The 13060-nt window shown below is 60.2% G+C and carries 14 protein-coding genes; 6 read left to right on the top strand and 8 right to left on the bottom strand.

Translation table 11 applies throughout. The features are described 5' to 3' along the window. Positions 1–6: 6 nt before the first annotated feature. From IP76_RS00685 to dapD, 3 genes are all read right to left on the bottom strand, one after another. Entirely contained in the window at positions 7–603 is a 597-nt protein-coding gene (locus tag IP76_RS00685) for a hypothetical protein (protein WP_054156244.1), read from the bottom strand. Next, positions 587–1783: a succinyl-diaminopimelate desuccinylase gene (gene dapE, locus IP76_RS00680; protein WP_054156427.1), complete on the bottom strand. Its 1197-nt coding sequence runs from the start codon at positions 1781–1783 to the stop codon at positions 587–589. The genes IP76_RS00685 and dapE overlap by 17 nt, the downstream gene beginning before the upstream one ends. Positions 1784–1933: 150 nt before the next feature. Then, positions 1934–2794, bottom strand: coding sequence for a 2,3,4,5-tetrahydropyridine-2,6-dicarboxylate N-succinyltransferase (dapD, locus tag IP76_RS00675; protein ID WP_054156243.1), 861 nt, complete (start codon positions 2792–2794; stop codon positions 1934–1936). 136 nt (positions 2795–2930) lie between these two features. Between dapD and IP76_RS00670 the strand changes: the two genes are divergently transcribed. Beyond that, a complete protein-coding gene (locus IP76_RS00670) occupies positions 2931–3809 on the top strand; it encodes an LOG family protein (RefSeq protein ID WP_054156242.1) in 879 nt (292 codons plus the stop codon). A 40-nt stretch (positions 3810–3849) separates the two neighbouring features. On the opposite strand, the gene IP76_RS00665 is transcribed toward IP76_RS00670, so the two are convergent. Next, a complete protein-coding gene (locus tag IP76_RS00665) occupies positions 3850–4530 on the bottom strand; it encodes a calcium-binding protein (RefSeq protein ID WP_054156241.1) in 681 nt (226 codons plus the stop codon). 111 nt (positions 4531–4641) lie between these two features. Next, positions 4642–5361 carry a pyrimidine 5'-nucleotidase gene (locus IP76_RS00660; RefSeq protein WP_054156426.1) on the bottom strand — a complete coding sequence of 240 codons (720 nt, stop codon included), beginning with the start codon at positions 5359–5361 and terminating at the stop codon, positions 4642–4644. 318 nt (positions 5362–5679) lie between these two features. Here IP76_RS00660 and IP76_RS00655 point away from each other — a divergent pair, with 318 nt between their 5' ends. Next, the gene (locus tag IP76_RS00655; RefSeq protein ID WP_054156240.1) at positions 5680–6594 is read left to right on the top strand and encodes an EamA family transporter; all 915 of its coding nucleotides are present in this window, start codon (positions 5680–5682) and stop codon (positions 6592–6594) included. A 97-nt stretch (positions 6595–6691) separates the two neighbouring features. Beyond that, on the top strand, positions 6692–8215 hold the full coding sequence (locus IP76_RS00650; RefSeq protein ID WP_082352357.1) for an MFS transporter: 1524 nt from the start codon (positions 6692–6694) through the stop codon (positions 8213–8215). Positions 8216–8242: 27 nt separating this feature from the next. Here IP76_RS00650 and argB read toward each other — a convergent pair whose 3' ends face one another. Beyond that, positions 8243–9130: an acetylglutamate kinase gene (gene argB, locus IP76_RS00645; protein WP_054156239.1), complete on the bottom strand. Its 888-nt coding sequence runs from the start codon at positions 9128–9130 to the stop codon at positions 8243–8245. A 159-nt stretch (positions 9131–9289) separates the two neighbouring features. Between argB and IP76_RS00640 the strand changes: the two genes are divergently transcribed. The 3 genes from IP76_RS00640 (at position 9290) to IP76_RS00630 (ending at position 11283) form a co-directional block, all read left to right on the top strand. Further along, positions 9290–9850, top strand: coding sequence for a sigma-70 family RNA polymerase sigma factor (locus IP76_RS00640; protein ID WP_054156238.1), 561 nt, complete (start codon positions 9290–9292; stop codon positions 9848–9850). Beyond that, complete coding sequence (locus IP76_RS00635; protein ID WP_054156237.1) at positions 9822–10538, top strand: anti-sigma factor; 717 nt, start codon at positions 9822–9824, stop codon at positions 10536–10538. The genes IP76_RS00640 and IP76_RS00635 overlap by 29 nt, the downstream gene beginning before the upstream one ends. Before the next feature lie 187 nt (positions 10539–10725). Continuing rightward, positions 10726–11283 (top strand): fasciclin domain-containing protein, encoded by a 558-nt coding sequence (locus IP76_RS00630; RefSeq protein WP_054156236.1) that lies wholly within the window; start codon positions 10726–10728, stop codon positions 11281–11283. 144 nt (positions 11284–11427) lie between these two features. On the opposite strand, the gene yihA is transcribed toward IP76_RS00630, so the two are convergent. Both yihA and IP76_RS00620 read right to left on the bottom strand, forming a co-directional pair. Further along, positions 11428–12087 (bottom strand): ribosome biogenesis GTP-binding protein YihA/YsxC, encoded by a 660-nt coding sequence (yihA, locus tag IP76_RS00625; RefSeq protein ID WP_054156235.1) that lies wholly within the window; start codon positions 12085–12087, stop codon positions 11428–11430. Positions 12088–12136: 49 nt separating this feature from the next. Further along, a complete protein-coding gene (locus IP76_RS00620; RefSeq protein ID WP_054156424.1) occupies positions 12137–13048 on the bottom strand; it encodes a DMT family transporter in 912 nt (303 codons plus the stop codon). Positions 13049–13060: the final 12 nt, after the last annotated feature.

Genomic DNA, 13060 nt, shown 5'->3' with positions numbered 1-13060 from the left:
CACTTATCAGGCGGGCAGGATGCCGAGATAGCCTTGCAGGATTTCTGAGAGGATCATGGAGGGCACGAGCAGGACCAGAATAATGGTCGCAACCGTCAGCACGTGATCGCCGACAATCATGCGCAAAATCCGGAACAGGGCCGAGATCAGGGCAATGGTCAGGACGAACCAGAGCAAGGTGACGATGCCGCCAAGGGTCGGAACCAGCATCATTAGCAGAACCAGCACGCCGTATCCGTAAGAAACCGGCAGCGCCAGCCAGTTGGTGACGACCACGATCGACGCGAACTTCTCACCAATGCCGATGACCCAGCAGACTATACCGACCATGACAAGCGGTACGATCCAGTTTGTCGCTTCGATCAGCGTCAGACGAAAAAAGAACAGTCCGCCGACGGATTGGCCGGGTGGCAGGTCCTGCAGATAGAGAATGCGCCACCAGGCGAAAGAGATCAGGATCGCGGGGGCTGCCCAGAGTATCGCCCAGAAGGAACGCAGGGCGCCGCGGTCAGAGAAATCCAAATGGGCAAGGCCTGAGCCATCCTGCCGGAACAGAAGCCAGAGGCCCCTGAGATAGATTTCGACCTCACGCAGCGTCGGCATTGGCGAACCATTGCTCGATGAAGGTCTGATAGATCACGGTCAGGGTTTCGAGGTCGTCGACGGCCACCCGTTCGTCGACCATATGCATCGTCTGGCCAACAAGGCCAAACTCCACCACCGGGCAGTAATCCTTGATGAAGCGTGCATCCGACGTGCCGCCGGTCGTCGACAGCTTCGGCACACGACCGGTGACTGTTTCGACAGCGCGAGTGAGCGATGCAATGAGGGCGTTGTCGCGAGTGAGGAACACATGGCTCGGCCGTTCCGACCAGACGATGTCATAGCCGATGGGGTCGCGTCCGGGACGAAGATCTGCATCAGCTGCTGCGGCATCAAGGCGGCGCAGGATTTCGGCCTTCACCGTGTCTGCATCCCAAAGGTCGTTGAAGCGGATGTTGAACTTGAAGCTGGCGCTCGAGGGAATGACATTGGTCGCCGGATTGCCGACGTCTATCGTCGTCACTTCCAGATTGGATGGCTGGAAGTTGTCGGAGCCTGCATCAAAGGCCGGAACCATCAGGCTCTTTGCCATGGACAGCGCACCCCGCACCGGGTTGTCCGCCAAATGCGGATAGGCCGCATGGCCCTGCACCCCGCGCACCGTGACCGTTCCGGAAACAGATCCCCGGCGGCCGATCTTGATCATGTCGCCGATCGCATCGGGATTGGTCGGCTCACCGACGAGGCAGGCATCCCAGCGCTCGCCGCGCTCGGCAGCCCACTGCAGAAGTTTGGTCGTTCCGTTGACGGCAGGACCTTCCTCATCGCCAGTAATCAGCAGCGAGACCGAGCCAACAGGCACACGGCCGGCTTCGACCAGCCGGGCATAGGCGGCGATAAAGCACGCAATCCCGCCCTTCATATCGACGGCACCGCGGCCATACATCATGCCGTCCTTCACCTCGCCGGAAAATGGCCCGAGGCTCCAGGCCTTTTCGTCCCCGACGGGTACCACGTCGCTATGACCCGCGAACATTAAATGTCGTCCGCCGTTCCCGGCGCGCGCATAGAGGTTCTCGATGTCGGGCGTGTTTTCATCCTGCGCGATCATCCGCTCGACGGCGAAACCCAGCGGCGAAAGAAGAGACTGAAGCACATCAAGTGCGCCACCCTCTGCAGGCGTGACTGAAGGGCAGCGGATAAGGGCCTGAAGGACGGCGAGAGGATTAGTCGCGTTCATGTCGAGCTTTACGGGATTGGCCTGCCACCGGTTCATACGGCTGTGCGGCACGGAATGATACGAGCGAGAAGTAGTCGATCCCTCAGATACTGTCATCTGCCGAGGGGGCAGAGGGGCGCCGCGGCAAGGGCATTGCCGCGGCAGGGGCGCTTAGTCGCGCAGCAGTTCGTTGATGCCTGTCTTCGAACGGGTCTTCTCGTCGACCCGCTTGACGATGACGGCGCAGTAGAGATGCGGCGCGGGCAGGCCATTTGCCATGATGGTATTGGCCGAGGGCATCGAACCGGCAACGACGACGGAGTAGGGCGGCACTTCGCCATACATCACATCGCCGGTGGCGCGGTCGACGATCTTGGTCGACTTGCCGATGTAAACGCCCATGCCCAGCACCGAGCCTTCGCGGATGATGCAGCCTTCAACGACTTCCGAACGCGCGCCGATGAAGCAGTTGTCCTCGATGATGGTTGGGCCAGCCTGCAGCGGTTCCAGCACGCCACCGATGCCGACGCCGCCGGACAGATGCACGTTCGCACCGATCTGGGCGCAGGAGCCGACGGTTGCCCAGGTGTCCACCATGGTGTTTTCACCGACATAGGCACCAAGATTGACGAAGGACGGCATCAGAACCACGCCCTTGGAAACATAAGCCGAGCGGCGAACGACAGCGTTCGGCACGGCGCGGAAGCCGGCAGAGCGAAACTCGCTTTCGCCCCAGCCTTCGAATTTCGACGGTACCTTGTCCCACCAGGTGGAAGCACCGGGGCCGCCCTTGACCACTTCCATGTCGTTGAGGCGGAACGACAAAAGCACGGCCTTCTTCAGCCACTGATGCACGGTCCAGGTGCCGTCTTCACCCCGGGTGGCAACGCGGGCTTTGCCGCTGTCGAGCAGGCTGAGGGATTCTTCGACGGCATCGCGAATTTCGCCCTTGGTTGCCGTCGAGACCGTGTCGCGGTTCTCGAAGGCCGCCTCGATGACGTGTTCGAGCTGGGAGAGATCGGAGGCGCTCATCTGAATTCCTTAAACTTCGTTGTCTACCTTGGGGATGAAGCGATCAGCATCTGATCGAAAATTCGCGCAAAGCTCTAGCGCATTAGAAGCTGTCTGAAAACAGCTGTGCGGACCTGTGCGTACGAAAGGAAGAGGCATGGCGAAATTGAAGAACGGCAAGCACCGGCGCAAGGATGGCTCCTGGGATCCGCTGAAGGACAGTTCCACCGATCGGCAGACGGCAGAGGTCATCCCGAAGACCCCGCAATCGGCTTCGCCCTCCTATCGCCTTGCCTATGCCGACGATGAATTCCTCTGCCGGGAAGAGCTGAGGCCGGTGCGCCTGCAGCTCGAACTCTTGAAGACGGAGATGATCCTCACCGAGCGCAACATCAAGTCCACCGTGGTGATGTTCGGCGGCGCCCGCATTCCAGCCCCCGGTCAGGCAGCCTGGGCGGCCAAGAACGACATTCAGAAGAAGAACCTGGAGAACGCCTCGATCTACTACGAGGAAGCGCGCAAGTTCGCCCAGCAATGCTCGAAGCAATCTCTGCGCAGCGACTATCACGAATATGTCGTCGTCACCGGTGGCGGGCCGGGGGTTATGGAGGCCGGCAATCGCGGTGCCGCCGATGTTGGTGCGCCGTCAGTCGGTCTCAACATCGTGCTGCCGCATGAGCAGGCACCGAACCCCTATGTCACGCCGGAGCTGAGCTTTAATTTTCACTACTTCGCCATCCGGAAGATGCATTTCCTGATGCGCGCCAAGGCGATCACCATCTTCCCCGGTGGCTTCGGAACACTCGACGAATTCTTCGAGGCGGTCACGTTGATCCAGACCAAGCGTATGGCGCCGATCCCGTTGATCCTGTTTTCCAAGGCCTTCTGGCACGACATCATCAATTTCGAGGCGCTGGCCGCCTTCGGCACCATTGCGCCGGAGGATCTCGATCTCCTGCACTTCGCCGAGACGGCGGAAGAAGCCTGGCAGATCATTGCCGATTTCTATGATCTCAACGAAGAAACGGCCCCATAAGGGGCCGCACTGCTTCATCAGGAATGGGTGAAGCCCGCCCTTAGCGGAACATCATCGGCCGCTTCGGCATGTCGTCGGCGCTGATAGACCCGTCCTTGTTTGTGTCCATACGGTCGAACATCTTGTCCGCCATGGCGGTTGCTTCCGCCTTGCTGATCTGGCCGTTTTCGTTTGTGTCAGCAACGCGGATCATCCGGCCAGGACCACCCATGCCGCCAAGGCCACGATCGCGACCTTCGCCGCGCTCACCCCGGTCTGCACGCTCTCCGTGCCAGCCGTGACGTTTGCCCTCATGATGCTTTCCATCATGGCGGCCGCCGCCTGGGCCTTCTGCCATGTCGCCAGGACCAGGGCCGTCCTCGCCAGGGCCGACGGCTGTTTCATCGTCCGGAGCATTCGCCTTCGCAGCTGCCCGAGCGGCCTGCATTTCGGCCCGCATTTTTTCGTGATGCTGGCGCATTTCGCCTGGTGTCAGCGTACCATCCTTGTCAGCGTCGATCGAGACAAAGAGCGCCTCGCCTGCCGTCTTGGCTTCGTCCTTGGCGATCTTGCCGTCCTTGTTCGTGTCGGCCATCTGCAACATCTGCACGAAGCGCACTTCCGGGCCGCCGCGACCGGGACCACGACGGTCGCCATGTCCCTGGGCGTAGGCGCCAGAAGCCGCCGTGCCAAGCAGGAGAGAGGCCGCCACGGCCGTAAGGGTAAGGGTCTTGCCGTTCATCTGGGATCCTTTCGGTGACCTGTTTCGATGTCCCGAAACTAACCCGGCGCTCGCAATCAACCTACTTAACGATCGGTAAGCTGGATGAAACTTTGGTAAGCTTGGCCAGACCTATGCAGCGTCTTCCAGGATGTGACCGAGAAAACCGGTCAGATCGTCGGTAACAAAATCGACACTGCCTTCGTCGATATGCTCGACCCGTTCCCAGGTTTCGAGGATTGCTGTCCCTAGGTTGCGGGGGACCAGGAGAACGGTTTTCATCCCCAGTGCCTTGGGTACCATCAGATTCCGTGGCAGGTCTTCGAACATTGCGGCGTTCTTCGTATTGACGCGATTGAGCGCGGCGAACTTGTCATAGGTCGCGCCTGCTGGCTTTGGAACGTAGTCGGCCGCGACAATGTCGAAGATGTCATCGAAATGGTCGAGGATGCCGAGCGCGCGCGCTGCTGCTTCGGCATGAGCGACCGTACCGTTTGTGAAGATGAATTTACGCCCCGGCAGTCGCTTGATCGCAGCGCCCAACCCTTCATCCGGCTTCAGCAGCGAATAGTCGATCGCATGCGCCCGCTCCAGAAAGGCGTTGGGATCGACCTTATGATGCAGCATCAGGCCTGCCAGCGTCGTGCCGTGTTCGTGGTAATAGCGTTTCTGCAATGCCCGCGCCTCGTCCGGCGCCATTTGCAGGAGTTCGGCCACGAATCCCGTCATGTTGCGATCGATTTGCGCGAAAAGGTTGATGTGATGCGGATAGAGCGTGTTGTCGAGATCGAAGACCCAATCTTGAACATGGGCGAAATCGGCAGGCGCTGGGAGCTTCTGAGGTAGGGTCATGATCATCTTATGACAGAGGCCGGCAGCATGGAAATGCATCGGCTATGGACGGGATGGCATTGGGCGCCCGAGCAAAATAGGATTTGTCGGCGTTCCGGGAAGTGCTATTCGATGGGAATGGGAAAGAAAATGCCGACATGCAGTTTTGAAGTGTTCGTGGTCCTTCAGGACCGCAAGCGCCTGCCGTCGCGCTTCCATCCGGTCTTCTCGACGATGGTGCATGAAGGCTGATCCGGCCGTCATAGAACTGCGTCACTCTTCCTGTCTCGCAAGCCGCCCTCACTGGAGATTGCGGCAGCATATTCCGGATTACCACCCATGGAACTTTGGGCCATCATAACGATCGGCAGCGCTTTCCTTCAGAATATGCGCTCCGTACTGCAGAAACATCTGAAAGGCCATATGGGCACCACCGGCGCGACTTTCGTTCGCTTCGGCTTCGGCATGCCCTTTGCCTTCCTCTATCTCGGCATACTTCATTTCGGCCTTGACCGACCGATGCCGGTGCCCGGCTCGATTTTTGCTGGCTGGGCTGTTGTTGGCGCGCTGGCTCAGATAGCCGCCACGTTTCTCCTCGTCCACCTCTTCTCCTTTCGCAATTTTGCCGTCGGTACGGCCTATTCGCGCACAGAGCCGGCCCAGGCGGCGCTCATCGCTCTTCTGTTGTTCGGCGAGACGATCACCACGGGCACGCTGGCGGCGATCTTCGTGTCAATTCTTGGCGTCATGGCCATTTCGGTTGCCCGTACGGCACTCAGGCCAGTTGCGCTCATCACATCGGTCGGCAACCCCACGGCGCTGATTGGCCTTGCCTCCGGCTTCTTCTTCGGCTTGTCTGGAATTGCATACCGCGCAGCCTCCCTTTCGCTTGCGCCAAGTCTGCCGAAGCCGGATGCCATCGTACAGGCCGGCTATACGCTCTGCGTGGTCATTGTCGTGCAGACGGTTGTTATGCTGGCATGGATGCTCTGGCGTGAGCGTGAGGAGATTACCCGCATCCGGGCGGCATGGAAGATAAGCGGCTTGGTCGGCTTCGTTGGGGCCACAGCATCCTTCGGCTGGTTTATCGCGATGACGCTGCAGCAGGTGGCTGTGGTCAAGGCACTGGCCCAGGTGGAAATGCTCTTCACCTTCGCCTCGGCACTCTTCATCTTCAAGGAGAAAATCAATCGCCTGGAGATCGCGGGCTGTCTGTTGATCGTCCTCGGAGTGTTGTTGCTGGTTCTGGTTTGATACCCGCGCTGTCGGGTCGGGAACGGGCGGTTGCAGAGGCTGGGAGCTCACGATACACCGGAGGCAGTAAACGCGCCTGTCGGCCGGGGAGAGAGCAATGCAGACCGATCAACCCGCCGCCGCCCCTCTTGCCCGCGCAAAACCCATAAGCGCCGAGGCCGCCGCAGCACAGCATCCCTATCCGAAACGGTGGACAGCGCTGGCGGTGATGATGCTGGCAAACTTCATGAACCTGCTGGACGTAACCATCGTCAATGTCGCTTTGCCCAGCCTGCAGTCGGAACTGGGCGCGACCTCAAGCCAGATAGAATGGGTCGTTGCAGGTTATGTGCTGGTCTTTGCCTTGGGGCTTCTCCCATTCGGCAGGCTGGGGGATGTCAGGGGCAAGAAGCAGGTCTTCATTGCTGGCGTAGCGGCCTTCACCTTTGCGTCCCTGCTATGCGGCATGGCGCCCGGAATCGGCTCGCTCGTGGCTGCACGCCTCCTCCAGGGGGCCGGGGCAGCCGTCATGACGCCGCAGGTGCTGGCGATCGCCCAGATGATGTTTCCGCCGAAGGAGCGGGCGGCGGCCTTTTCGCTCTTTGGTCTCAGCGCCGGCCTCGCTTCGGTCTCAGGCCCCATTCTCGGCGGCTGGCTGATCAGCCTTGATGTCCTGGGCCTCGGTTGGCGGCCGATCTTTTTGATCAATATTCCGGTCGGTATCGTGACTATCCTACTCGGATGGCAGCTCATCCCGTCGCTGCCGCCAAAGCCGGGCATCAAGAACGATTTCGGCGGCATCGTGCTAGCCGCAGCAACGATCTTCTGCGTGATTTTCCCACTGATCGAAGGCCGGAGCTTCGGCTGGCCGCTTTGGTGTTTCGTCATGCTTGCGATTGCCCTGCCTGTCGGTCTGGCTTTCGCGCTCTGGGAACGGCGTCAACACCGGATGGGTGGTCCCGAACTGCTGCCGGTGCCGCTGATGAAAAACCGCAACTACGTCATCGGCTCGCTGATGACGGCGACCTTTTTCTCCACCTTGCCCGGCTTTTTTCTGATCTTCGCGATGTTCCTCCAGCAGGGCTATGGCCTCACGCCACTGCAATCCGGCGTGACCACTGTTCCCTTTTCGGTCGGGATCTTTGTAGCATCCCTGATTTCCGGTCGTCTCGGCAATGTAACGCCACGCATTCGGGTCATCGTGGGCGTGGTGATGGTCATCGTCGGCATGGGATTGTTGCGCGCCGAGATCCAGACGGTCGGCGAGACCATTGATCGTATGGCGCTCTTGCCCTGGTTCCTGCTGAGCGGCCTTGGCATGGGCATCGCAATCGCACCGATGTTTCAACTGGTTCTGGCGGGCGTGCCGCCGCAAGATGCCGGTGCCGGATCCGGGGCCTTGCAGGCGATCCAGCAGATGGGTAGCGTGCTGGGCATTGCGATTGTCAGCGAGATTTTCTTCTCGGACCTCGTTCGCAATGCCGCCGAGGGTCTAACCGGAAAGGCGGTCTATGCCGAGGGCTTGGCGCTCGGGCTGATCTACAATTTCGTAGCTTATGCCATCGTGCTCGTGGCTGTGTTGTCGATGCAAACGACGACGCCTGCCAGTAAGAGACTGGAGCAACCTCTGCCGATCGAGTGATCGACAGAGGTTCAAGCCATCATTCGCTCAGGGAACGAGCAGTGTGCCCGCGCCGGTTTCGGTGAAGAGTTCGAGCAACACGGAATGGGCAGTCTTGCCGTTCAGGATGACGACGCCCTGCACGCCGGCCTTGATAGCCTCGATACAGGTCTCGACCTTCGGGATCATGCCGCCGGAAATCGTGCCGTCGGCAATCAGCGCATGGGCTTCGGCGACCGAGAGTTCCTTGATCAGCTTGCCGTTTTTGTCGAGCACGCCGGGAACGTCGGTGAGGAAGAGCAGGCGCGAGGCATTGAGCGCGCCGGCGATGGCACCGGCAAAGGTATCGGCATTGATATTGTAGGTCGCGCCATCGCGGCCGGGCGCGACCGGGGCGATGACCGGAATCATCTCGGAGCGGGCGAGCAGGTCGAGCAGGGTGCGGTCGACCTCGACCACCTCGCCGACAAAGCCGAGATCGAGCACGCGCTCGATATTGCTGTCGGGATCGCGAACCTTCTTCTGCGCCTTTTCGGCAAAGACCATGTTGCCGTCCTTGCCGCAGAGCCCGATCGCCCATTCGCCGGTCTGGTTGATGAGCGCGACGATCTCCTTGTTGATCGAGCCTGCCAGAACCATTTCGACGATTTCGACCGTCTTCTGGTCGGTGACGCGAAGGCCGTTCTCAAAGCGCGATTCGATTCCCATCTTGGCGAGCATGGCGCCAATCTGCGGCCCGCCGCCATGCACGACGATCGGGTTGACGCCGGATTGCTTCAGGAGCGCGATATCGGCGGCAAAGGCCTTGCCGAGTTCGGGATTGCCCATGGCGTGGCCGCCATATTTGACCACAATGGTCTTGTTCTCGTAACGCTGCATGAAGGGCAGGGCCTGAACAAGAAGGCGGGCCTGGATTTCGCTTTCGGACGCTGACATGGGAAACCTCGCATTGAATGGCGGCCTTTTAGCGCAACTGTTGCCGCGATGGAATAATCGTCCTGCAATATAAGCGCGGGATGACATGCATCTTCGTGCTGTCGCATTGTCGAACGACAATATTGCGCTACATTGCATCGGGCTGGAGACGGGGGATACATGGAACGCGATGACATCGGCGAGCTGCTGGCCCGTGTGGCCCTGCGCGACCGTGCGGCGTTTTCGGCGATCTATCAGAAAGTTTCGCCGAAACTTTTTGCCATCTGCCTTCGTATGATGAAGGACAGGGGCGATGCCGAAGAGGCGTTGCAGGACGTTTTCGTCAAGATCTGGAACAAGGCCGGCAGCTATACGGGTGATGGCCTTAACGCCTATGGATGGCTATGCGCCATCACGCGCTACCGCTGCATCGACCGCTTGCGGGCGAGGCGGCCGCAGGGTGAGGACCTGGACGAAGCGGAAGATCTGGCCGATCTCGGCCCGGACCCTGAACAGTCGGCGATGCTGCGTTCTGAGGGCGCACGCATTGACACATGCATGGAGGCGTTGGATCCTGATCGGGCGCTGGCCGTCCGACAGGCCTATGTCGAGGGGCTATCGTACCAGGAACTGGCCGATAAGTTCGCCGTTCCGCTGAACACGATGCGCACATGGCTGCGACGCAGCCTGTTGAAACTGAGAGAATGCATGGATGAGCACGCCCGACCAGAGCAAGGGTGACAGATCGCGGGACGAGGTCCTGGCCGGAGAATATGTTCTCGGCGTTCTCGGCATGCCTGAAAGAGCCGAGGTCGAGGCACGTCTGCTCCACGACCGGCAGTTCGCCGCTGTTGTGCGCCGTTGGGAAGACAATCTCACCCAGTTCAACGACGATTTTGCCGAAACGTTACCGCCGGACCCGCTGTTTGCGAAGATCGAGCAGCGGCTCTTTCCGGCTGTTGCTGAAGTGAGGGCGGCGCGCGGGCTGTGGAATGCCCTCTGGCTATGGCGCGGTATCTCCTTTGCTGCGATTGGTGGGCTTGCCCTCGTCGTGGGCCTGCAATGGGCGCCGCAGCTACGGCCGCAGAAAGAAGTTGCACCACTCACCGCGGAGCTTGCGGGCGACAATAGCGCCATTGCGCTCCTCGCAAGTTACGATTCACGCACCGGCCAGTTGGCAGTTACCCCGGTCGCGGCCGGAGGCAATGAGCAGAAATCGCTGGAGCTCTGGCTGGTTGAAGGCGAGCAGTCGCCGATATCGCTTGGCGTATTGCCGCAGACCGGGCAGGGCGAGATTGCAGTGCCTGAAGACCTGCGGGCGCGCCTGATCGATGGCGTGGTCCTCGCTGTCAGCCTTGAGCCATTTGGCGGATCTCCGACCGGAAAAGCCACCGGTCCGGTCTTGGCACTTGGCGCAATTCGCCCCTGAATTTATAATTTCACAAGAATTATCAAAGACATGAAAAGGCGACGAGAAAAAATCTCGTCGCCTTTGAAACTTCTATTCGAAGCCGTCCGTCCTTAGTGGTGTCCCCAGTAGAGGGATCCCACTCAGGCGTCCGGCGGCCGAAATCGCAAGGACGCTTTCAAGAACACCAAGGACAGAGGAAACCGTAATGTTCAAGATCGCCCTTCGCCCGCTCGCAATCACCGCCGCCCTTCTCGCTGGCACCGTATCCGCCTTCGCCGCCAATCCGATGGTCGGCGGTGGCGAAATGTTCGAAACCAAGAACATCGTCGAAAATGCCGTCAACTCGAAGGATCACACCACGCTGGTTGCTGCTGTCCAGGCCGCAGGCCTCGTTGAGACACTCCAGGGTGCAGGCCCGTTCACCGTCTTCGCGCCGACCAATGATGCCTTCGCCAAGCTTCCGGCTGGCACTGTCGACACGCTGCTGAAGCCTGAGAACAAGGCGCAGCTCACCAAGGTTCTGACCTGCCACGTCGTTGCCAAGAGCGTGATGGCAGAAGCCCTCGTCAAGATGATCGCCGATGACGGTGGTTCGCATGACGTCCCGACCGTCGGCGGCTGCACGCTGAAGGCAAAGGCCGCTGACGGCAAGGTCACCCTGACGGATGAGAACGGCGGCGTTTCGACCGTCACCATCGCTGACGTCAAGCAGTCGAACGGTGTCATCCACGTCGTCGACACGGTCATCCTGCCGAAGATGTAATGGAAACGGGCTTGAAAGCCCGGATGCAGGGGCGTTCTCAGTAAGCTACGGGGACGGCCCTGCATCAAGCATATCGATGATGCAAAAAAAAAGCGCGCTCGGTGAGGAAATCACCGGGCGCGTTTTAGTCGAAACGCCTGTTTGTCACGAGGACTGGCCGACAGCCATAGAGATGGCAGCCCGCAAGTCCTCAAGGCCGTCACCTTTTTCCGACGAGGTCGAAAGGACCTCAGGGAAGGCGGCAGGGTGCTTCTTGATCTTCTCCAGCGTTTCGGCAATCAGCCGCGGCACGCCGGCAACCTTGATCTTGTCGGTTTTGGTCAGCACGATCTGGTAGGACACCGCAGCCTTGTCGAGAAGCGTCAGCACCTCGTCGTCATTCTTCTTGATGCCGTGGCGGCTATCGATCAGAACATAAACACGCTTCAGCGTAGAACGCCCCCGCAGATAATCGAAGACCAGCTTGGTCCAGGCATCGACCTGTTCCTTCGGTGCCTGCGCGTAGCCGTAGCCGGGCATATCGACCAGAGCCATCGGTGGCAGGTCATCGCCCTGGCCGGAATAGCCGTCGGGTACGAAGTAGTTGAGTTCCTGGGTGCGGCCAGGCGTGTTGGACGTGCGGGCGAGCCCGTTCTGTCCAACCAAGGCATTGATCAATGACGACTTGCCGACATTCGAGCGACCGGCAAAAGCCACTTCCAGCGGTCCCTCGGGCGGCAGGAAGTCCATGGACGGTACGCCGCGGATGAAGATCCACGGACGAACAAACAACGGATGGTCACTTCTCTGATTTGGGTCGCGCATGGCTTGGCCTTTCGTAAGCCCGGTGGAATCCGGGTTTTAAGCCGGAAAGTCAAGCCGCAGCGCGGAAACGGTTGCGCCGCTCGGTCATGAAGTGGCTGATTAGGTAGGTAAACAGCGCCGCCATCACGATGCCGCCGCCAAGAAGAATGCGGGCGGATGGCACCTCGGCATGCAGCAGAACCATCCAGATTGGCGCCAGTATCATCTCCGTGGTGCCGAGCAGGGCTGCCAGCGCAGAGGGGATCATCCGCGCACCGGTCACGTAAAGCGCCATGCCAAGACCAAGATTCAGCGCGCCGAAGGCAAAGAGCAGCGCAAGGTCCTGCAGGCCCACTGCAAAGCTACCGGCCTGGGTTGCGGCAAAGAATGAGGCGATGAAACACCCGAGAGACGCCGCCGGTGTCATCCGGATGCCCGGGAAGCGTCTTGTCAGAACGGTCATGCCAGCAAAGGTAACGGCAATGGTCGCGGCAAGGGCGAGGCCAAGAGCCGACCCGCCCTCACCAATCGATGCAGAGACCATTACGGCAACGCCCGCGATCACCGCAGCGATGGATGCCCAGGTTAGCGGTGTGATCGGCTCGCCAAGCGCGATACGCGCCAGAAGCGCGGCAAACAGCGGAATCGACGCCATGAAGAGCACGACATTGGCAACGGGCGTCATGGTCACGGCCAGCACGAAGCAGGTCGATACAAGGGCGAAACCGGCAGCAATGGCCGCACCTGGCCACCCCATCGCCTGGAACAGCCGGACGGTGCCTCTGGGGCCGTCCCGCAGCAGCATGAAGGCCATCAGAAACAGGCCGGCGAACAGACAGCGCCAGAAGACGATGGTCCAGCCGTCGTCCACCCCGATGAACCGCTGTATGGCCCCGCCATAGCTCCAGGCAACGGCTGCGCCGAAGACAAGGGCGATGCCGATCCACGATCGGGCGGGGGAAGTGGCGCTGGGTGCAGTCATCGTCATGTTTAC

The sequence above is a fragment of the Rhizobium sp. AAP43 genome, assembly GCF_001296045.1.
Taxonomy (GTDB): Bacteria; Pseudomonadota; Alphaproteobacteria; order Rhizobiales; family Rhizobiaceae; genus Allorhizobium.
This window is presented reverse-complemented; position numbering and strand designations above follow the sequence as displayed.